Annotated in this window: 20 protein-coding genes and 1 tRNA gene; 12 read left to right on the top strand and 9 right to left on the bottom strand. The window is 55.9% G+C overall.

Going from position 1 to position 20,970, the window contains the following annotated elements:
• Positions 1-40: 40 nt before the first annotated feature.
• Positions 41-1,111, top strand: coding sequence for a hypothetical protein (locus ACR0AK_RS06785; RefSeq protein ID WP_480792799.1), 1,071 nt, complete (start codon positions 41-43; stop codon positions 1,109-1,111).
• 2 nt (positions 1,112-1,113) lie between these two features.
• On the opposite strand, the gene ACR0AK_RS06780 is transcribed toward ACR0AK_RS06785, so the two are convergent.
• Positions 1,114-1,794 carry a Crp/Fnr family transcriptional regulator gene (locus ACR0AK_RS06780; RefSeq protein ID WP_480792798.1) on the bottom strand — a complete coding sequence of 227 codons (681 nt, stop codon included), beginning with the start codon at positions 1,792-1,794 and terminating at the stop codon, positions 1,114-1,116.
• A gap of 195 nt (positions 1,795-1,989) precedes the next feature.
• Here ACR0AK_RS06780 and ACR0AK_RS06775 point away from each other — a divergent pair, with 195 nt between their 5' ends.
• The 3 genes from ACR0AK_RS06775 to cls all read left to right on the top strand — a co-directional run bounded on the left by ACR0AK_RS06775 (position 1,990) and on the right by cls (position 6,085).
• Entirely contained in the window at positions 1,990-3,600 is a 1,611-nt protein-coding gene (locus ACR0AK_RS06775; RefSeq protein ID WP_254452867.1) for an arylsulfatase, read from the top strand.
• A gap of 73 nt (positions 3,601-3,673) precedes the next feature.
• Positions 3,674-4,648 (top strand): HAD family hydrolase, encoded by a 975-nt coding sequence (locus ACR0AK_RS06770; protein ID WP_480792797.1) that lies wholly within the window; start codon positions 3,674-3,676, stop codon positions 4,646-4,648.
• A gap of 24 nt (positions 4,649-4,672) precedes the next feature.
• The gene (gene cls, locus ACR0AK_RS06765) at positions 4,673-6,085 is read left to right on the top strand and encodes a cardiolipin synthase (protein ID WP_480792796.1); all 1,413 of its coding nucleotides are present in this window, start codon (positions 4,673-4,675) and stop codon (positions 6,083-6,085) included.
• Here cls and ACR0AK_RS06760 read toward each other — a convergent pair.
• Positions 6,082-6,516, bottom strand: coding sequence for an ion channel (locus ACR0AK_RS06760; RefSeq protein WP_170557199.1), 435 nt, complete (start codon positions 6,514-6,516; stop codon positions 6,082-6,084). The two genes, cls and ACR0AK_RS06760, sit on opposite strands and share 4 nt — an antisense overlap.
• A gap of 170 nt (positions 6,517-6,686) precedes the next feature.
• Between ACR0AK_RS06760 and ACR0AK_RS06755 the strand changes: the two genes are divergently transcribed.
• From ACR0AK_RS06755 to ACR0AK_RS06745, 3 genes are read left to right on the top strand one after another with little or no spacing between them, the layout of a single operon-like run.
• The gene (locus tag ACR0AK_RS06755; protein WP_480792795.1) at positions 6,687-7,334 is read left to right on the top strand and encodes an ABC transporter ATP-binding protein; all 648 of its coding nucleotides are present in this window, start codon (positions 6,687-6,689) and stop codon (positions 7,332-7,334) included.
• A complete protein-coding gene (locus ACR0AK_RS06750; protein WP_480792794.1) occupies positions 7,331-9,745 on the top strand; it encodes an ABC transporter permease in 2,415 nt (804 codons plus the stop codon). Before ACR0AK_RS06755 ends, ACR0AK_RS06750 begins: the two co-directional genes overlap by 4 nt.
• Positions 9,735-10,775: a lipocalin-like domain-containing protein gene (locus tag ACR0AK_RS06745; RefSeq protein WP_480792793.1), complete on the top strand. Its 1,041-nt coding sequence runs from the start codon at positions 9,735-9,737 to the stop codon at positions 10,773-10,775. Before ACR0AK_RS06750 ends, ACR0AK_RS06745 begins: the two co-directional genes overlap by 11 nt.
• Before the next feature lie 13 nt (positions 10,776-10,788).
• On the opposite strand, the gene ACR0AK_RS06740 is transcribed toward ACR0AK_RS06745, so the two are convergent.
• From ACR0AK_RS06740 to ACR0AK_RS06730, 3 genes are all read right to left on the bottom strand, one after another.
• Positions 10,789-11,220, bottom strand: a complete 432-nt coding sequence (locus ACR0AK_RS06740) for a universal stress protein (RefSeq protein ID WP_170557191.1) — start codon at positions 11,218-11,220, stop codon at positions 10,789-10,791.
• Complete coding sequence (locus ACR0AK_RS06735; RefSeq protein WP_170557189.1) at positions 11,217-13,826, bottom strand: TRAP transporter permease; 2,610 nt, start codon at positions 13,824-13,826, stop codon at positions 11,217-11,219. The genes ACR0AK_RS06740 and ACR0AK_RS06735 overlap by 4 nt, the downstream gene beginning before the upstream one ends.
• 101 nt (positions 13,827-13,927) lie before the next feature.
• Entirely contained in the window at positions 13,928-14,896 is a 969-nt protein-coding gene (locus ACR0AK_RS06730; RefSeq protein WP_170557187.1) for a TAXI family TRAP transporter solute-binding subunit, read from the bottom strand.
• A 390-nt stretch (positions 14,897-15,286) separates the two neighbouring features.
• Here ACR0AK_RS06730 and ACR0AK_RS06725 point away from each other — a divergent pair, with 390 nt between their 5' ends.
• Complete coding sequence (locus tag ACR0AK_RS06725; RefSeq protein ID WP_480792792.1) at positions 15,287-16,780, top strand: BCCT family transporter; 1,494 nt, start codon at positions 15,287-15,289, stop codon at positions 16,778-16,780.
• A 244-nt stretch (positions 16,781-17,024) separates the two neighbouring features.
• Here ACR0AK_RS06725 and ACR0AK_RS06720 read toward each other — a convergent pair.
• A tRNA-Leu gene (locus ACR0AK_RS06720) sits at positions 17,025-17,110 on the bottom strand.
• Positions 17,111-17,256: 146 nt separating this feature from the next.
• On the opposite strand from ACR0AK_RS06720, the gene ACR0AK_RS06715 reads away from it, so the two are divergent.
• Both ACR0AK_RS06715 and ACR0AK_RS06710 read left to right on the top strand, forming a co-directional pair.
• Positions 17,257-17,835, top strand: a complete 579-nt coding sequence (locus ACR0AK_RS06715; RefSeq protein ID WP_480792791.1) for a YqaA family protein — start codon at positions 17,257-17,259, stop codon at positions 17,833-17,835.
• Positions 17,832-18,296, top strand: a complete 465-nt coding sequence (locus tag ACR0AK_RS06710) for a disulfide bond formation protein B (RefSeq protein ID WP_480792790.1) — start codon at positions 17,832-17,834, stop codon at positions 18,294-18,296. The genes ACR0AK_RS06715 and ACR0AK_RS06710 overlap by 4 nt, the downstream gene beginning before the upstream one ends.
• 3 nt (positions 18,297-18,299) lie before the next feature.
• On the opposite strand, the gene ACR0AK_RS06705 is transcribed toward ACR0AK_RS06710, so the two are convergent.
• Complete coding sequence (locus tag ACR0AK_RS06705; protein WP_170557181.1) at positions 18,300-18,887, bottom strand: HNH endonuclease; 588 nt, start codon at positions 18,885-18,887, stop codon at positions 18,300-18,302.
• Positions 18,888-19,100: 213 nt separating this feature from the next.
• Here ACR0AK_RS06705 and ACR0AK_RS06700 point away from each other — a divergent pair, with 213 nt between their 5' ends.
• Together ACR0AK_RS06700 and ACR0AK_RS06695 are read left to right on the top strand one after the other, a co-directional pair.
• Complete coding sequence (locus ACR0AK_RS06700; protein WP_480792789.1) at positions 19,101-19,706, top strand: pseudouridine synthase; 606 nt, start codon at positions 19,101-19,103, stop codon at positions 19,704-19,706.
• A 32-nt stretch (positions 19,707-19,738) separates the two neighbouring features.
• Positions 19,739-20,164 carry a VOC family protein gene (locus ACR0AK_RS06695; protein ID WP_480792788.1) on the top strand — a complete coding sequence of 142 codons (426 nt, stop codon included), beginning with the start codon at positions 19,739-19,741 and terminating at the stop codon, positions 20,162-20,164.
• A gap of 4 nt (positions 20,165-20,168) precedes the next feature.
• On the opposite strand, the gene ACR0AK_RS06690 is transcribed toward ACR0AK_RS06695, so the two are convergent.
• Positions 20,169-20,471, bottom strand: a complete 303-nt coding sequence (locus ACR0AK_RS06690; protein WP_480792787.1) for a putative quinol monooxygenase — start codon at positions 20,469-20,471, stop codon at positions 20,169-20,171.
• Complete coding sequence (locus tag ACR0AK_RS06685; RefSeq protein ID WP_480792786.1) at positions 20,465-20,968, bottom strand: N-acetyltransferase family protein; 504 nt, start codon at positions 20,966-20,968, stop codon at positions 20,465-20,467. The genes ACR0AK_RS06690 and ACR0AK_RS06685 overlap by 7 nt, the downstream gene beginning before the upstream one ends.
• Positions 20,969-20,970 lie beyond the last annotated feature (2 nt).

Raw genomic sequence — 20,970 nt, 5'->3', positions numbered from 1 at the left:
ACCGGCGATCGTACGGATAAAGGTGCTTGTCCCCACATTCATGCCGTCCCCGCCGGTGTTTCCATCGCTGGAGCAAGAGAACCTGCTTGTGCGCCTGCCCGAACGCGCCTCTGGCCCGATCAGCGAAACCGTGGATGGCGAAACGTGGTCTGGTGTTCAACGCAGCTATCGTCTGTATCCGCTAAAGGCTGGTCCAGTTGCATTTGGCAAGCAGGAGGTAATCGTTACTTTTGCCGATCCCGAAACGAATGCGCCAACGCAGGTCAACGTCCCCCTGCCCGAAATGGCCCTTGATGCCATCGTACCTGAGGGCGCACGCGATCTGGACCCGCTGATCCTGGCAACGGGCTTCACTGTCGACCAGCAGATCGACGGATCAACCGATATGGAAAATGGCGCTGCCATCACGCGCCGCCTAACGGCAAAGATAGCAGGTACCACCCCGTTTTTGGTTCCTGAATTGATCCCTGAAATGCAGGACCCCTTGCTAAGCGCATATCCCAAAGAGCCGCGTTTCACCGAGAGTGAAGACCGGGGTGTGCTTTCCGGCCAGCGGGTCGACGAGGTCGTTTATCTTGCACAGCAAGGTGGGCAGACCCAACTGCCACCTATCACGATCCAGTGGTTTAATCTGGGCACCAACCAGGTTGAAACCATTGATATCGGCGCGGTTGATTTGACGCTTGCCGCACCGAAATGGCAGCCGCCGGATATTGGCACAATTCTGAACTTGTTTGCCTGGGCGACCGGGTTGGTGCTGATTCTTTGGGCTGCAGCACGGTTCCTTGGCCCACGTGTCAAAAGTTGGCAACAGACACGGCACGAGAAGTACCAAGCTTCGCCAGACTACGCGTTGAATTCGCTAAAGAAAGCCCTGCAAGAACATGATATCTCGTTGGCATATTCAGCTTTAGAGACGTGGAAACTGCGCAGCGAAAACCCGGAACAATCCATCGGTCTTGAAAACCAACTGGCGATTATCGGGGCCGCAAGGTATTCATCGCGCTCCGACCCAACACCAGGGGCTTGGGCTGCGGCGCTGTCAGAGCTTAATGTCATGAAAGAGGCCGCTCACAGCACTCGGAACCCGCTGCCTCCGCTTAATCCCTGAGATCAGCACTGGCAGGCAGCGATCAGCTTTCGCCTGTCTTTGAGGCGCACTCGACCGTAACCGAGCTCGATCAGCCCCTGATCCGCAAGGTGATGCAATTTTCGGTGCAACGTTGGAACCGACACGGCCACCATCTCGGCCAATTCATCCTGTGACACGATAATCCAACCATCGGATTTCGAGGCGCCCTCATCTAAATGCAGAAGGCGAAGAACCAGTCGTTTTTCGGTTCCCGTCACTGCCAGATTAGCCATTATGCGCAGGGCGGTTTGCATGTTTTCGTGCGACAAAGCATAGAAATCGCGAACATATTCTGGATTGTCGCGCACCAGCCGGTCCAGCCGTAAGGACGGGAAAAACAATGTTCTGGTGTGCTGCGTCGCAATAACGCTAACCAATCTGCTGGACTCGGCGAACAAGGCAAGGTCACCAATCCAGAAGCCGCCACCCTGTCTGTGTACCACGAATTCCTGCCCGTCATCGGCCGGAGCGGTGATTTGAACGGCGCCGTCCAGAACTCCATAGACACCGTTGGCTAAATCTCCGTGATGATAAAGGGCCTCGCCCTCCTCGAATGGCTTGCCGATCCCGCACGCCAGCAAGTCAGCTTGAAAACCCGCGCCACGCGCCGCGAGCCATCCCGAGTCCAGCAACCGTTGTCGATCATGCTGATTATCAAACATTAGTATTCTTCAATCTCATCATATGATAGGTTTCCAGACATTGTCATAGCCTAAACTACGGCTATTCGATTCTCGACGTAATGTGGAATTTTCCGACCGAGAATCAACATCTTGTTGGCGGATAAAAACAACCGTCAGCATCAAATACTTTTTATTCAACGGGTCACAAAGATCCGGTCAATTCAGGAGTACACCATGTCACCACCCCGTATGATTGCAGATAATTGGCGCGGCACTTTGCGCAAATTCGCTGTGGCATCTGTCGCTGTAGCGTTGGCCCTGCCCGCCTGGGCCCAGGATCAAAAGCCAAATATTCTTGTGATCTGGGGCGACGATGTCGGGCAATCCAATATCTCGGCTTACACGATGGGTCTGATGGGATACCAAACGCCAAACATCGATCGCGTGGCAAACGAAGGCATGATCTTCACCGACTATTATGGTGAACAATCCTGTACCGCAGGCCGTTCATCTTACATCATGGGCCAGTCGGTTTACCGGACGGGCCTGTCCAAGGTCGGTCTGCCGGGTGCTGATCTGGGCATGCAAGTCGAAGATCCCACCATTGCCGGATTGCTGAAGGACCATGGTTATGTCACCGGCCAATTTGGCAAAAACCACCTTGGCGACAAAGATGAGCATTTGCCGACAAACCATGGTTTTGATGAGTTTTTCGGAAATCTCTATCACCTGAATGCCGAAGAAGAGCCGGAGAACGAAGACTATCCGGGCGATATGGTTTTGGCCGATGGCCGCACCTTCCGTGAGGCTTATGGCCCACGCGGTGTGATCAAGTCCAAGGCAGACGGAACCATCGAAGACACCGGCCCGCTAAGCAAAAAGCGCATGGAAACCGTTGATGACGAAACCGTCGCCGCGGCAATTGACTTCATTAAGCGAGCCAATGAACAAGGCCAGCCCTTCTATGTCTGGTGGAACGGCACGCGCATGCACTTCCGGACCCACGTCAAAGATGAAATGCGCCAAAAGGCCAACGAAATCTACGGCGGTGCTACCGACGAGTATACCGCTGGCATGATCGAACATGACATGCATGTCGGGCAACTGCTGGACTTGTTGGACGAACTGGGCATCGCGGACAACACCATTGTGCATTACTCAACCGACAATGGCCCGCACATGAACACATGGCCGGATGCCGCGGCGACACCGTTCTGGGGTGAAAAGAACACAAACTGGGAAGGCGGCTGGCGTGTTCCGTCAATGGTTCGCTGGCCCGGTCAGATCGAAGCCGGATCTGTCACCAATGAGATCGTTCACCACATGGACTGGCTGCCGACATACCTGGCAGTTGCCGGCGACCCTGACATCAAGGAAAAACTGAAAGCAGGCTATAGCTCGTCCGGCATGGGTCGTGACTACAAGGTGCATCTGGATGGATATAACATCCTTCCCATGCTGACCGGCGAAACGACCGAAAGCCCACGTTCTGAGATTTTCTACTTCTCGGATGACGGCGATCTGACCGCTTTGCGCTATGACGACTGGAAGCTGATCTTCCTTGAGCAGAAAGCATGGGCAACGCTGCGGGCCTGGATTGAGCCATGGACCGAACTGCGTATTCCGTTGATCGTGAACCTGCGTCGTGACCCGTATGAGCGCGCCTATCGTACGTCCAACACTTACTATGACTGGTTGTTGGATCGAGCGTATTTCCTGGTTCCGGCACAGCAATATGTTGGAAACTTCCTGGCGACATTCCAGGAATTCCCACCGCGCCAGAAAGCGGCAAGCTTCAACCTGGATCAGGTCATGGATAAGCTGACGACACCGACAAACAATTAAGTCGCGTGTGAAAACAAATCGGGCCGCCACATAAATGGCGGCCCCTTTCATCTTGAAATTAAATGAGAAGTTTATGCGACATATAATTCTAAGCGCGCTTCTGTCCTGTGCCCCGCTGTCTGTGTTTGCGGACCCGTTACCCAGCTGGACCGAGTCTGACAGCAAAGGCAGGATCATTGAATTTGTCGCCGCCGTAACCGACCCGCAGCGTCCTGAATACGTGACACCGGCCGAAAGGATTGCCGTTTTCGACAATGACGGTACGCTTTGGGCCGAACAACCTGTTTATTTTCAGCTGATTTTTGCGATGGATCGCTTGGCGCAGTTGTCCAGGGACGACCCCTCGATCCTGACTACACCAGTACTCCAGGCCGCTGCACAAGGTGATCTGAAGACAATCGCAGAAGGTGGCCATGACGCCTTGATTGAGGTTTTGAATGCCTCACACTCAGGCGTTTCGGTTGACGAATTCCAAAGTGCCGTCGCCGACTGGCTGGCGACCGCCCGGCACCCGGATACCGACCTGCCTTTTGATAAGATGACTTATCAGCCGATGGCTGAATTGCTGCGATACCTGCGTGATGAAGGCTTCAAAACCTACATCGTCTCGGGTGGTGGCGTGCACTTTATGCGCGTCTTCGCCGAGGAGGCTTATGGCATTCCACCCGAACAGATCTTGGGCACATATATGGACACCACTTATGACAGCGCGGACGGCAAGCCAGTCATCACCAAAGCAGATGGCATCGCTTTCATAGATGACAAAGAAGGCAAACCGATCAATATCGAACGGACTATTGGCAGACGCCCAATTCTGGCCGGCGGAAATTCGGATGGCGATTTTGCCATGTTAGAATGGACCACAGCAGGCGATGGACCCCGGTTAGGTGTTCTGATTCACCATACAGATGCGGAACGTGAATGGGCCTATGACCGGGAAAGCCCGATCGGAAAACTGGTCGATGGATTGGACAAAGGCCCAGAGATGGGTTGGGTAATCGTAGATATGGCGCAAGACTGGTCACGCATCTACACTGGGGCGAACTGAACCACCCCGGAGACCGATAACCCTATGTGGACGCTGCTTGTTTCCGTCTTTGTCTTTGCGCTTTACACAACAGCAGTTGTTTTTGCCGTGCGCGCGGCACAAACCGCGCGGACACCCCAAGGCGCAGTTGGCTGGGTGGTCTTTCTGATCTCAGCTCCGATGTTTGGCGTGCCGCTGTACCTGTTTCTGGGGCACCACAGGTTTCGGGGCTACCGTATCGCGCGCAAGGAAAGTCAGCGCGTGGTCGAAGGGATCAAGACCTTCGCCGACTACTCGAAACCCGATGCCAACAAAATGCATATCAACCCCCGGCCGTTTGAGGCGCTGGCGCATATGCCCGTGTCGCGCGGCAACGGAGCCGAGCTGTTGGTGGACGGTCAGGCCACATTTGACGCGATTTTTGAGGCCATCGACGAGGCCAAAACTTACGTTCTGATCCAGTTCTACATCGTTCGCGCTGACGCCCTTGGTCAGAAACTGAAGGACAAGCTGATTGAAGCCGCCAAACGTGGTGTCAGCGTACGCTTCATGATGGACGCGGTCGGAAGCTACGGCTTGCCTAAAGATTACATCGAAGAAATGCGCGCGGCTGGTATCACCGTATCGGACCCACATGAACAGCGCGGACCAAAGTTCCGTTTTCAATTGAACTATCGCAATCACCGCAAAACCGTGGTTATCGACGGCGAAACAGGATTTATCGGGGGCCACAACGTCGGGGTCGAATATCTGGGTCAGGACCCGCATTTTGGACACTGGCGCGACACCCATGTCAGGATGACCGGCCACATCGTCCGGCAATTGCAATTGATCTTTATCGAAGACTGGCATTGGGCTCATGAAGAAGACCTGATCGACCAACTGGATTGGGCCGGGTCCGAGGCGGATCAAGACATGAACGCCCTACTTGTGGCGACGGGTCCAGGCGATGAAACCGAAACCGGATCGATGATGTTCTTCGCTGCCATAACCGAGGCACGGGAACGGATTTGGATCGCATCGCCGTATTTCGTGCCTGATATTGATATCATGACCGCTCTGAAACATGCGGCATTGCGGGGCGTCGATGTGCGCATTCTTGTGCCTGACGTCATCGACCATCGTTTGCCCTGGCTGGCCGCTTTTGCTTATTTCGATGAGGTCCGCGCGTGCGGTGCGCAAATCCTGCGCTACACCGACGGCTTCATGCATCAAAAAGTTTTCGTAGTTGATAACTCGCTGGCCGCGGTCGGAACCACCAATCTCGACAATCGGTCATTTCGGTTGAACTTTGAGGCAATGGCGTTGTTTTTTGATCCACAGGCCGCCGCCGCTGTCGGCGCGATGCTGCAAGAAGATTTCTCCAAAAGCTATGAGTTGTCGCGATATCTGGAACAGCAACCCATCCATATACGCTTGGGTGCTCCATTGGCGCGATTGTTCTCACCGATCCTTTAAGCGATGAACCTTTCCTGGAACACACGGGTCATAAGGGCGACCATGTACGCAGTGGACAGCCCAAAGGCCAACAGGCCTGTGACCGCAGCGAAGGTACCAAAAATTCGCAGGTCCTCTCCCAAAACGATGTCGCCATAGCCAAGCGTTGTGAAGGAAACCAGCGAGAAATACAGCGCTGTGTTCCAGTCGGGCAAAACATCGCCAAACACCCAGACGATTGCCCAAATCCAGACCTGAATAGTGTGAGTCGCCACAATAAAGGCCAGCGCGGTCGCAATTGGACCGGCCGTTGCCAGCATTGCGCCTTTGCTTTCCCAACGCTCGATCAGCCGATTGATGGCCAGCGTGCAAACCGTCAAAAGGAAAATTTCGACCAGGAAGCAAAGTCCAAGAAACGTGCTGCCCCAAAGGATTTGCTGTGACAAGGTCATGTTTTTGCATCCTGAATTGTAACGACGATGGATCGCTTCACAATGACCTGCACAGCCGGTTGAGACAACCCGCTCACCCATCCCCGCAGTGCGGCGAAAGGAACCTATGGTGCGTCTACGCTGGACAGTTGGCGGAACTGTTGCAAATCCTTGTGAAAATGAGGGCAAACATGCTTGTAATATTTGACAAGGTTCAGAAATCCTATCCCGGCGGCCGACCGGTTCTGCGCGATGTGTCATTGTCGCTTGACCGCGGGCAGACGCTGGCACTGACCGGCGAAAGCGGCAGCGGAAAAAGCACCTTGCTGAACCTTGCAGCAGCATTAGACACTGTAGACAGCGGGGAAATCACGCTGGACGGCACAGCTCTGTCGAAGTTGGATGATCCCGGCCGGGCTGCCCTGCGCCGCAAGTCTTTGTCGCTGGTGTTTCAGCAATTCAACCTCATCCCGTCCTTGACCGTCGATCAGAACCTTTCGTTTCATGCCCGATTGGCCGGATGCCATGACCCCGATTGGTGCGCGCATCTGGCAGATAGGATGGGTCTTTCCGATCTACTTGCTCGATACCCAGAGAACCTATCAGGCGGGCAGCAGCAGCGTGTTGCCATCGGTCGCGCAATGGCCGCACGGCCGAAATTGTTGTTGGCGGATGAGCCAACGGGAAATCTGGACGAAACCGCCAGTGCAACCGTTCTTGATCTGATGTTGTCGCTTGTCGCGGATACCGGGGCCGCGTTGCTTTTGGTCACTCACTCCCACGAGATCGCCTCACGACTGGATCGGCGAGTTCATCTGGCTGGCGGGCAACTCGCATGACAATGGCAGTCATCCAGGCGCTGGCCTCTCATTGGCGGGCGCACCGGCTGCAACTGATGACCCTGCTTGTGGGCTTGGCTCTGGCGACTGGCCTCTGGTCGGCAGTGCAGGCCATAAACGCCGAGGCACGTGCTAGTTATGGTCGCGCAGCCGATCAGTTGGCACTGGGTCAATTCGACGAATTACATCATCCAAACGGTCCGATCCCCCTGTCTCGTTATGTCGAGTTGCGGCGCGCAGGTTGGCAGGTTGCCGCGGTTCTGGAAGGACCAATACGGATCCAGGGTCAAACCGTTCGCGTCCTTGGTGTGGACATGGTGGCCTACCCCGCCCTGCCCGCCATCACCCAGATGGAACAAAGCGGCACGCCCCCAGATCCAGCTGATATGTTGACTGCGCCGGGGCTATTGCTGACGACACCAGCTTTGGGGCCACTTTTGAACGGCCAAACCGGGCTGCCTCCGGTCGTGTTCAGCGACGCCTTGCCCCCCGATTTGATCCTGACCGATATCGGCGTGGCCGAAGTATTGCTGAACCGGTCAGGCGAAATTTCCCACATGATCATTTTGCCGGATCAACCCGGCGCAGTCCCACCGCTGACAGACATCGCCCCCGAATTGGATCGAATCCCAGCCCGGGAACAGTTGGACACAGCGCAACTCACCCACAGCTTTCATCTGAATCTATCTGCCTTCGGCCTGCTGTCCTTTGCGGTTGGCCTGTTCATCGTGCACGGAACCGTGGGGCTGGCCTTTGCCCAACGGCGCGGCATGATCCGGACCCTTCGGGCCTTGGGCGTTTCGATGCGCCGCCTTGTCTGGGTGATCATGGTCGAACTGTCTGTGCTCGCGGTTATAGGCGGGACACTTGGTCTGGTGCTGGGTTTTTTCCTCGCAGGCGCCCTGCTCCCCGATGTCGCTGCAACCTTACGCGGGCTATACGGCGCACCGGTCAGCGGCCAAATTTCGCTGCAACCGCAATGGGCGCTGTCTGGTTTAGCAATGGCGTTGGGCGGTACATTTCTGGCCAGTGGGCACGCTTTGTACCGCCTGTCGCGGATGCCGGTGCTGAGCGGCGCCGGATTACAGGCTTGGCGCAGCGCGGCCTCAGGCAGTTGGATCGTCGCTGTTGCTGGCGTTGCGGCAATTTCCGGGGGCATTCTGGCCTTGCTACTGTTCGGAGGGTTGGTCGCAGGCTTCGTCATGGTCGCCGGGATGCTTGTCGGGTCGGCGTTGGTACTGCCCTATGCTCTATCGCTTGTCCTGATCCTGTTTCAGCGTTCGGCCAAGGGACCAATTGCTCAGTGGGTTTGGTCGGACATGCGTGCGCAACTTCCGGGTTTGTCGCTGGCGCTAATGGCGCTCTTGCTGGCACTTGCCGCGAACATCGGTGTCGGCACGATGGTTTCCAGTTTTCGACTGACCTTTACCGGCTGGTTGGATCAGCGCCTGACATCCGAGCTTTACGTGACCACCGCCACTGATCAGCAAGGTCGGGACGTAGCCGAATGGCTGAGCTCGCAGGTGGACGCTGTTTTGCCAATCCGCAGTGTTGAATTGGCGCACTCATCGGGGCCTCTGTTTCTTTATGGCATCATCGACGATCAGACTTATCGAGAAAAATGGCCACTGATCAGCGCCTCCGACGGGGTGTGGGATCGAGTCATCGATGGCACAGCCGTGTTGGTCAACGAGCAGCTTGCGCGCCGGGAAAACCTGTGGCCGGGGCAATCACTGGTGATCACACCCACCCTGACTTTGACCATTGCAGGGGTTTATTCCGATTATGGCAACCCAACCGGCCAAGCCATCGTTTCGATGCCCCGACTGGATGAGGTTGCACCCAACGCTGAGGCGCGACGCTTCGGCATTCGGGTCGCGCCCGACCGGGCGACGGAACTGGCTCAAGCCTTGCGTGAAGAGTTCGATCTCCCGCCCCGCGCAGTTGTGCAGCAAGCTGTAATGAAGGCGCAATCCATGGCGGTGTTCGAAAAGACATTCGTGGTAACCTCAGCCCTGAACATCCTGACGTTGGGCGTCGCAGGGTTTGCCATACTAACCAGCCTGCTGACGCTGTGGACACAGCGGCTGCCCCAGATTGCACCTGTCTGGGCTCTTGGGTTGGCGCGCACGGAACTGGCGCGGCTCGAGCTGCTTCGCAGCGTATTGCTTGCCGCCTTGACTGCTGTTCTGGCCTTGCCGCTGGGATTAGCTTTAGCCTGGGCCTTGCTGAGCGTCATCAACGTCGAAGCGTTTGGCTGGAAGCTGCCAATGTACCTGTTCCCGTTAGACTGGGCCTATCTGCTGGGTCTGACCCTGCTTGCAGCGGCAATCGCAGCCGCTCTGCCCGCCGCGCGGCTGTCGCGTCTGCCTCCCGCAGACCTACTGAAGGTATTTGCAAATGAGCGTTAGAACTTGGCTGATCGTTTTGTTGCTGGTCTTACCGGGCCTAACCCGTGCTCAAGGGTACGCAGGCTTGGGCGGTTCTGCCGAAGGGTTCACTGTGCCGCAACCGGATTATACGTTTCAGTTCCCGCAGGATCATGGCCCTCACCCGGAATACCGGATCGAATGGTGGTATCTGACGGCAAACCTCAAAGGTGAGGACGGGCGCGACTACGGCATCCAGTGGACACTGTTCCGGTCAGCCCTGAAACCACATGAGGCCGAGGGATGGCAAAGCCCACAGATCTGGATGGGCCACGCGGCGGTAACAACGCCCGACAAGCACTACTTCGCGGAACGCCTGTCACGCGGCGGCATCGGTCAAGCCGGGGTTACGGCTGAACCATTTGAGGCCTGGATTGACGAATGGCATATGCGAGGCGACGATCCAAGCGCTGTAAGTTTGTCGGCATATGGCGCAGATTTCGGTTATGACCTACAGCTCACGGCTAAGGGACCGCTCGTTTTTCATGGCCAGAACGGGTATTCCATCAAATCCGCAGATGGACAGGCCAGCTACTACTATTCCCAGCCGTTTTACGAGGTTGAAGGCGTTTTGCGCCTACCAGATGGTGACGTTCCGGTAATCGGGCAAGGATGGCTGGATCGTGAATGGTCGTCGCAACCTTTGGCGGCGGATCAAAGCGGCTGGGACTGGTTCTCTCTCAGCTTCGATGATGGTGACAAGATGATGGCCTTTCGACTGCGTGGCGAACGTAGTGACTTTACGGCGGCCACCTGGATCACCGCCGACGGAACGACAACTGCAATTCCCGATGGCGAGGTGGCGTTCGAACCGTTGACCACATCGCTCGTCGCCGGCCGCGATATCCCTGTCCGATGGCGTGTCACCTTGCCCACCCGCGATCTCGACGTCGAGGTATCAGCGCTGACACCCGATGCGTGGATGGCCACCCGGTTCGAATACTGGGAAGGTCCCGTCCAGATCAGCGGCAGCCATTCCGGACGGGGATATCTTGAGATGACCGGCTACTGATAGGCTCAGCGCCCTAGCGGACCACGTAAACAGAGACGTCCGAATGTCGCACGACCCGTGCAGCATTCGGGCCCAGCAGATAGTCCTTCAAGTCGGGTTTATGCGCACCTATCACGATCAGATCGCTGCCAGCACTGTCCGCAGTTTTCAGGATTTCCTGATAGGCAGTGCCAGTCGCAACCACGTGGCGAATCTTTTCATTCCGATCCGCCCCCAGGGCCGAAATACACATCTCGGCCAGTTTGGTATGCGCTTCTTCCAACGCCTTATCGTGGAAATCGCTTTCGAAAAAGCCGGACACCCAGCTTTCCCCAAAATCCGGCAGAACGGTCACGACATCCAGTTGCGCGTTTTCCTGATCAGCCAAGGCGGCGGCTTTCTTCAGGACATGCGTATCAAGGTCGCCGTTACTGATATCGACGGCGCAGAGAACAGCGTTTGTCATGCGGTCACCTCTTGTCTTGCGGCACGGCCGCGCTGAAGGAAAGCGATCAGGCCCAGCAAGAGCATTGCCGGAATATAGATCAGCTGTTTCGGCGGCTGGCTGGATGGCAAGCTTACCGAAGTCAGGCGCACAGCCTCATCTCCGTAGTAGTCGAAGATATCCAGGTCATCCGCGACCGGTGTCCCAAACAATGGCTCTTCCAGTTTTACAAGACCGTCTTCTTCAATCAGCAGAAGGCCCATCGCGTCTACACGTGCCTCGCCACCCTCTTCGCTGCCGACAGGTACGACCACGGTCGTGTCCGTCATTTCAAGCGTGTCAAAGTCCGGCCCACTGATCACCATCCGCACCTCGGTTCCCGGTGGGGTTTCTCCGATGGTTTCCACGAAGGCCGACGGCTCAACTGAAATAAACGGCGGTGAGATGCGGTTCATGAAGAAGTCCGGCCTGAACAGCGCAAAGGCCACCAGGATCAGGGCGACGCTTTCATATATGCGGCTGCGGGTCAGGAAGTAGCCCATAGTTCCGGCTGTAAAGACAAGGATGGCGATTGTCGCAAAAATCGCCACCGTTATCCCTTCGACCCATGTCACATCGATCAACAGCAGGTCGGTGTTGAAGATGAACACGAAAGGCAGCGCTACGGTGCGCAGCGAGTAGAAGAAGGCTGTGAACCCTGTCTTGATCGCGTCGCCACCCGACACAGCGGCCGCAGCAAAGCTGGCCAGACCAACGGGCGGTGTTACATCGGCCATGATGCCGAAGTAGAACACAAACAGGTGCACCGCGATCAGTGGAACGATCAGTCCACTTTGTGCGCCAAGTTCCACAACCACGCCCGCCATCAGCGAGCTGACAACGATATAGTTCGCTGTCGTCGGCAGGCCCATACCAAGTATCAGGCTTAGAAGGCCAACCATCACCAGCATCAGGATCAAATTGCCGCCCGACAGGAACTCGACCAGATCGGCCATCACCTGACCAACACCCGTCAGGGTTACAGTGCCAACGATCACGCCTGCAGTTGCCGTAGCAAGTGCAATACCGATCATGTTCCGTGCGCCATCGATCATGCCCTGCCAAAGGTCGGCAACACCATCAATGAATGTGTTGTACACATTGCTCTGCCCACGGAAGATCGCCTTAAGCGGCTTCTGCGTCAGCAGGATCACGAACAGCAGCGCCGTGGCCCAGAAGGCCGACAGACCGGGCGACTTCTGTTCGATCATCAGGAAGTAGACCAGAACGATGATCGGCAACAGATAGTGCAGGCCTGCTTTGTAGATGTCAGCGATCACCGGCAGGGTCACTTCTTTAGCGTTCGGATCGTCCGGCTCGAGGTCCGGCACGGTCGCCGCCAGTTTCAGCAGCACCACATAGACCGCGCATACAATCAGGCTGAGAATAAGCCCCGCCATCGACGGCACCCAATTGGTTACCGCTTCGACCGGGAATTGCGAGCCATAGCACAGGGCAGCAAACATAACGAAGAAGGACAACATACCGATGACGGTGCGTGCCAGATGCACGTCGCGATCACCCAGCGTGGGCATGTTCCGCTTCACGGCTTCAAGGTGCACGATATAGACCAGCGCGATGTAAGAAATCGCAGCAGGCAGGAAGGCGTGGGTGATCACTTCGACGTAAGAAATGCCCACATATTCAACCATCAGGAAGGCCGCAGCACCCATCACTGGCGGCATGATCTGGCCGTTCACCGATGAGGCAACCTCGACCGAACCCGCCTGTTCACTGCTGAAGCCAACACGCTTCATCAGTGGGATGGTGAATGTGCCGGTGGTGACCACGTTCGCGATGGACGAGCCCGAGATCAGACCGGTGGCAGCCGAACCAACAACGGCGGCTTTGGCTGGTCCACCACGCAGATGACCGAGGGCGCCAAAGGCCATCTTAATGAAGTAATTCCCTGCCCCGGCTTTATCGAGCAACGCGCCGAACAGGACGAACAGGAACACGAACTTGGTGGAGACGCCCAAGGCAATGCCGAACACACCTTCGGATGTGATCCACATATGGCTCATCGCCTTTTTCAGACTTGCGCCTTTCCAGCGGATAACTTCAGGCACCCATTCGGAAGAACCGAAAAAGACGTAAAACAGAAAGATCGTGGCAATGATCGCCATCGCGGGGCCAAGCGCGCGACGCGCTGCCTCGAACAACAACAGCAAACCAACCAGAGCGACCCACTTATCTGTATCATCCGCAAGACCACCTGCATCGACGATCTTGTTGTAAAAGAAATAGCCGTAAAGCGCGACGAAAGCGCCAAGCAGACCCATGATCCAGTCCTGAACCGGAATATAGTCACGCGGGCTTGATTTGAGTGCCGGATAGGCCGCAAAGGCCAGGAACATGGCAAAGGCCAGATGGAACTGCCGTGCATTATTCACAACGCTTCCCGGCAAAACATAATTCGCCAAGGGTGAGGCCAGAACGACCTGAAAAATCGACCAGATCGCGGCTACAATGGCCAGGAAAACCCCGACATTGCCGACTGGATTACGTCCACCCGCATCGGATGAGGCTACAAGATCCTGTAGCTCTTCTTCTGATAGCGGACGATTGGATTGTGTGTCGGAACTCATGCAAATGTCTCCCCGTCGCGGCCATTTTGGCCTTCTGAACCACCCGATTTGTTCGGGTTTGGGTTGCAGGGCGCCCAAAGGCACCCTGCATCAGGTCTGGTTTACTGAATCCAGCCTTTTTCTTTGTAGTACTTCTCGGCACCCGGATGCAGCGGAGCCGACAGGCCGTCTGCGATCATCTCTTCGGGCTTGAGGTTGGCAAATGCCGGGTGCAGCTTTTTGAAGTCGTCGAAGTTTTCGAAGACCGAGCTTACAACCGCATAAACCGCGTCCTCCGACACGTCAGCCGAAGTCACGAACGTCGCGCCAACACCAAAGGTCGAGGTGTCGCCGTCCGAACCACGGTACATGCCACCGGGGATGGTTGCGGTACGGTAGAACGAGTTGTCGCCAACCAGCTTGTCAACCGCGTCGCCGCTGACGTTTACGAGAACCGAGTCACATGCAGTGGTCGCTTCCTGAATCGAACCCGACGGGTGACCAACGGTGTAAACCATCGCGTCAATCTGGTTGTCGCACAGAGCTGCGGACTGTTCAGCCGCTTTCAACTCGGTTGCCAGTTCGAAATCGCCAGTGGTCCAGCCCATTTCGCCCAGCAGGACTTCCATAGTGCCGCGCTGACCGGAACCGGGGTTACCGATGTTAACGCGCTTACCTTTCAGGTCTTCGAAGTTTGTGATGCCGGAATCGGCACGGGCCACAACGGTGAACGGCTCAGGGTGTACTGAGAACACGGCGCGCAGGTTTTCGAAGGGGCCAGCCTCTTCGAATTTCGAGCTGCCGTTATAGGCGTGGTACTGCCAGTCTGACTGGGCAACACCAAACTCCAGCTCGCCTTCGCGAATGGTGTTGATGTTGTAAACCGAACCACCGGTCGACTCGACCGAGCAACGAACGCCGTGCTCTTTGCGGCCCTTGTTCACCAGACGGCAGATCGCACCGCCGGTCGGATAGTAAACGCCGGTCACGCCGCCGGTTCCGATGGTGATAAACTCTTCTGCATAAGCGGCTGGAGCCATAAGAGCAGCGGTTACGACCGCACCCAGGCTAAGCTTGCTGCTATTTTTCATTTTTGAGAACTCCCAACTCTTATTGTGGATGAGAGACAGATCAGCGGTCCCCATCCAGGGACCTTGCCGGTACGGCAAGCGAACCCATCTTGCAACGGGTCAAGCATCTGAAATTTAAAAGTCTCCCAACATCATTGACGTTTCATTCAGACACTCCTGTTGTCAACCCCTGCTCAGGGTATGTTGGCCTCGATCCGCAGATGTGAGGAGATTTCCGAAAGTTTCCCCCTTTAAAGGGGCGGATTTGCACAGATCCGCTTCGCGTAACCGGGTGTTGCAATGCCGGGCCAGCTAAATACAAACAAACGCTTTGAAATTTTGAAACTCGCGATTTAGATTCAATCAGATGACCCCAAGTTCCTTGCAATAGCAAAGATAAGGTTCTGGACAGTGGACGGTAAATCAATCAGCCCGATGCTCGTGATCGCCCTTGCCCTCAGTGCGGCCATCGCGGTTTGGGGCATTGCTGACCCGCAAGGACTGGGTCGCATTGCAGCGTCGGCAGTGGCGACGCAATTCAACAGCCGCGGCTGGTTCATTATGCTAGAGGTCAGCGGGCTGTTGTTCGTTGTCCTATATCTGGCCCTGTCGCGGTTCGGAGATATCCGCCTTGGCCCCGACACAGCGGAACCAGAGTTTTCAACGTCCGCATGGATCGCGATGTTATTCGCCGCCGGTATGGGTGTTGGTTTACTGTTCTATGGCGCTGCCGAGCCGCTGACCCACTACGAAGTTCTGCGTCAGTATAATAGCGACGCAGAAGCGGCCAGCTATGCAATGTTCGTAACCTATCTGAACTGGGGATTTCACGCCTGGGCGATTTACGGGATCGTAGGATTGGTAATCGCATATTTCGCCTATCGTCGAAATCGCACCCTGTTGCTTAGTGCACCAATCACCGACACGCTTGGCGAAGCTGGATGGACAAAAGCACTGGGATGGGTCTTCGATTTGCTCTCAATCGTTGCGATTGCTGTCGGTTTGGCGGGCTCTATGGCGATGGGCGTATTTCAAATTCAGACGGGGTTGGCGGGTTTGCTGGGAATACAGTCACCCAGTGTCCTGACCCTGCCCGTTTTTGCCGCGCTTTGTATTGCGTTCATCATTCCTCTGCGACGCGATCTGGGCGACGGCATGGCCCGCCTATCGAACGCAGCGATGCTGATTGCAGTCGGGATGATGGTCTATCTGCTGGTGCTTGGCCCAACATCTTATCTGATGGACGGCATCGTATCCGGCTTTGGGCGTTACCTGTTTGGCGTCTTGCCCGCAGGATTTTCCACGGCTGAGTTCTTCGATGACCTTCTAATCGACTGGTTCCATGGGTGGACGCTGAACTACATGATCTGGTGGCTGGCATGGTCACCCTTTGTCGGTATCTTCATTGCCCGAATTTCCCGCGGTCGAACAATCCGCGAATTTCTGATCGGCGTTGTCGTCACCCCCACCCTTTTTTCTGTCCTTTGGTTCGGTGTCTTTGGAGGTCTGGGATTTTTCGACGCGTTACGTCAGGACGGTGCCTTATCTGCCGTCAACGCAGAAAACCTGGATGCGACCACGTTCGCATTGCTGGAACGGTTCCCATTGGATGGCATCACAAGAACGGCGACCATACTGGCCGCATTCCTTTTCGTGGTCACAAGTGTCGTTAGCGCCGGCTTTACCCTTGCGATGATCGGGTCCGGTGGGGATGACAACCCCTCTCCCCGAATTCGCACGGTTTGGGGTATCATTCTGGGGGCTTTGGGACTGGCGATGATTCTGGTAGGCGACATCGCACTGGTTCGATCCATCATCGCTCTGTCGGCCATCACCTTCGTATTTATTGTCCCGATTCTCGTCGTGTGTTTGTTGAAAAGCCTGAACCGCGAGGACCAATCATGAGCGGTCAACTGATCGACACCGCCCTGAACCTCAGCGTTTTTGCCTATATCGGATTTCTGGTTTGGCTGACTTTTAGAAGTAGTAAGTAAACGAAAAAGCTGGTCGGAAATTCACTTCGAAAACCCACTTTTTCTACGTTTTCTAAAGTTTCCGTTGCCAGATCAAAAAAATGACGCCGCGAGAACGTAAAACTCCCAAAAAGAAAAAACAGAGAGCAGGTTTCCCTAACCCTCTGTTTTTACTTTGGTACCCAAGGCCGGACTCGAACCGGCACGGTATCACTACCGGGGGATTTTGAATCCCCTGCGTCTACCATTCCGCCACTTGGGCCACGAACACTGGATTAGCCTTCATATTCGGGAAGGTCCAGAGGCAAAAAACAACCGATATTCAGTTTGTTTTCTCCGGGCACGGTTGACGGCTCATCAGGCGCGTGGTTTGGCTTGGCCAACAAGAAAACGGGATATTAGCGTCTTATGTTGCGATCGCTTTATGACTGGACCATTCGTCTGGCGGAACATCCGCACGCCCTGTGGGCGTTGGCTGTCGTGGCGTTTGTCGAAAGCTCCTTCTTTCCGATTCCCCCCGACGTTCTGATGATTCCCATGATCCTGGCCCGCCCGTCGCGTGCATGGTTGATTGCAACGGTCGCTCTGGTGGCGTCGGTGCTGGGCGGAATGTTGGGATATGCAATCGGTGCGTTCTTCTATGAGAGTGTTGGCCAGCCCATTCTGGAATCGATGGGCAAGGCGCACGCCATGGAAGAGTTCAACACCCGGTTCAATGACTTCGGGTTCTGGGCCGTGTTGGGCGCAGGTATTACGCCGTTCCCGTACAAGGTCATCACAATCATGTCCGGTTGGACGGGTATGCCACTTGGGACCTTTGTTGCCACGTCTATTCTGGCACGTGCCCTCAGGTTCTTTATTGTTGCCGGATTGCTTTGGGGGTTCGGCGAACCCATTCGAAACTTCATCGAAAAACGCTTGGGCCTTATGTTTACCTTGTTTGTCATCCTGCTGTTCGGCGGGTTTTTGGCGGTGAGATACCTATGACGCGCAAAAAACTGTTGATCCTTATTGCTGCTGGCGGATCCACCGCTCTTTTGTTGGGTGCATGGGCGTTTCAATATCTGGGCGGCATGGCCCCATGCAAGATGTGCATCTGGCAGCGCTATCCCCATGGTGCAGCCATTTTGATCGGCGTTCTTGCCTTTGCCTTTCCTGGCATTCGCCCACTACCCCTATTGGGCGCTGTTGCCGCGATGGTGACAGCGGGAATTGGCATATACCACGCAGGCGTCGAGCAGAAATGGTGGGAAGGTCCAACCAGTTGCACGTCGGGCGATATTGGCGGTTTGTCGGCTGAGGAACTGATGGATCAAATCATGTCCGCGCCACTTGTGCGCTGTGATGATATCCCATGGGAAATGTTCGGATTGTCGATGGCGGGGTGGAACGCCCTGCTCTCAGCTGGGCTGGTTCTGATCTGGCTGGCCGCCTTCCGGGCGAAGTAAGCGTTACATCTCGTCCAGTTCGGCGTCCCAATACAGAAAGTCGATCCAACTGTCATGCAGGTGGTTTGGTGGGAACTTCCGTCCGATATTCCGCAACGCCTCAGCATCGGGCTGGCGTGGCGGCTTGCGCAGCGACATGCCAGCCTGCCGTAGCGATTTCGACCCCTTACGAAGGTTACATGGGCTGCACGCTGCAACAACGTTCTGCCAACTGGTCACGCCACCGGCAGCTCGCGGAACAACATGGTCAAAAGTCAGGTTGTCACGACATCCGCAATACTGGCAGCGGAATTCATCCCTCAGAAATAAATTAAAGCGCGTGAAGGCCACGCGCTTTCTGGGTTTTACATAGTCTTTGAGGACAACGACCGACGGTATTCGGATCTCGGTACTCGGGCTTCGGACGACCTCGTCATACTCGGCCACGATATCCACCCTGTCCAGCCAGGCCGCCTTGATCGCTTCTTGCCAGGGCCACAGGGACAGTGGGTAATAGGATAATGGGCGATAATCGGCGTTCAAAACCAATGCCGGATGGTGCTTTAGGGCACCCGGTTCCCTGACAAATTCGGTCCTGAATTCTCCGTCCATATCGGAATCGCTCCTCGCTCTGCTCTGCCCTTTTTTGACATCAGAGCGGGGAACACCCGCCCCGGCCTTAACTTAACTATATATCGTGTTAAAACTCTGACAAGCCCTGAGTTTCCACAATATCTCGGGTATTGGTTAAGCCTGCTCCGTAACAAAGACGTGACAGTTATCCACAGGTTGCGTTCGCCGTGTCGGGCACGCTATGGCAAGATCATGAGCTGGTTCATACGATTCAATAAACCCTTTGACGTGCTGCCGCAGTTTACCGATCGTGCAAATGCGGATTCGCCGCGCAGCACGTTATCGGACTACATCGACCTGCCTGGCGTATATCCGGCGGGCCGGTTGGATCGCGACAGCGAGGGCCTGATGCTGTTGACAGACATTGGCAAGTTGCAGGCGCAAATATCCGATCCCAAACACAAGATGCCCAAAACCTATTGGGTTCAGGTCGAAGGTCTGCCCGATGCTGCTGCGTTGAAGGCCCTGCGCGACGGGGTTGACCTGAAGGACGGGGTGACGCGGCCGGCAAAGGCCCGATTGATGGACGAACCCGAAGCCCTGTGGCCTCGAAACCCGCCGATCCGGGTCCGCCAATCCGTCCCAGATTGCTGGATCGAACTGACTTTGCGCGAAGGCCGTAACCGGCAGGTACGACGCATGACTGCAGCTGTGGGCCACCCGACCTTGCGTCTTATCCGCTCCCGGATTGGCGACTGGACTTTGGCCGGGTTAAACCTTGGCCAATGGGACAGCCTGCCAACCCCCGCCTTGAATTCAGCACCACAACGTAAAAGGGACCGCCGCCCACGCAGGTGACAAAAACGCTCCTTTTGTGATAGGCTTAAGGCATGAAAGTCACCCGAAGCACACCCTCCCCTGAAGGGATTCTTGAGGCCGCCCTTTATGTTGGTGATCTGGATGCCGCAGAACGGTTCTACGGTGATATTTTGGCGTTGGAGCCCATACAACGCGTCGCAAACCGGCATGTGTTTTTCCGCGTGGGCGGATCGGTGTTGTTGCTATTCAACGCAGATGAGACGGCAAAACCTCCGGGGAATCCAAACCTGCCCGTCCCGCCACACGGCGCGCGTGGACCCGGTCACGTCTGCATGACTTTGTCACGACGGCAGATCGAAGAAATGCGCAAGCATCTGCTGGAGTGGAATATCCCCATTGATGCTGAATTCGATTGGCCGAACGGGGCACGGTCGCTCTATATTCGGGACCCCGCCGGAAACTCGGTGGAATTCGCCGAAGGCCATCTATGGACCTGATACCTTAGCGCAGAGGTTGCTTTACACCCCCGGCAACGCGGTAGATATCGCTGGAAACCACGCCTACTTCTCCCAATACGGCCTGAAACTCTGCCATATGAGGGGCGGAAAAATGCGCTTCGAGCGCGGCCTGATCCTGCCACTCTTCATAGACGCGGAACCGGTTCGCTTGCCCCAGTATCTGGCTGAATTCGTAGATCAGGCAACCGGGCTCTTTCACGGTCTCAGCAACCATTCTCTGTGCTGCTGCTATGGCTTTATCGACTCCATCCGTCGACACTTCAACCGTTCCGGTAACAATCAGCATGCCGTGTCCTTTTTCAACTCAAACCGCTTGGAAATCCGGTCGACGGGCGTTCCATCGTTCAATGCGACAGCGTATGCGACCGAGTAGTCGCGGAAACCCATCTTGTCGTAATAGCTCCGCCCCAGCCGGTTGTCCGCCCGAATGGTGGCGTTAAGCGTGTTGAACCCGAGGGCTGCGGCCTGGGTTGTAGTTTCCGAAAACAAGGCCCGCCCGGCCCCTTTCAACACCGGTTCGCGCCGGGTGAAGGTGGCAATATCCGCGCAGTCATCCGGCAGATCGTCATTGGTGCCAAGCCACTGAAATCCGGCCACCTCGCCTTGTTCATCCAAGGCAACGTGGCAACAGATCTTTTCCGCACCATTCAGATAAACCTGGGCAAAAAGCGCCTCAGAGAACGGGGTTTCAAAAGCGGTCGTTCCACCGATTTCTATGATTTCATTGAGGATTCTGCAGGCGTCTGCCACATCCTCTTGCATCATGGGGCGGACCGCTATCATCG

The sequence above is a fragment of the Ruegeria sp. BI12 genome, from assembly GCF_056537985.1.
Note: the sequence above shows the minus strand (reverse complement) of the source record. Positions and strands in the feature narration are given on the sequence as shown.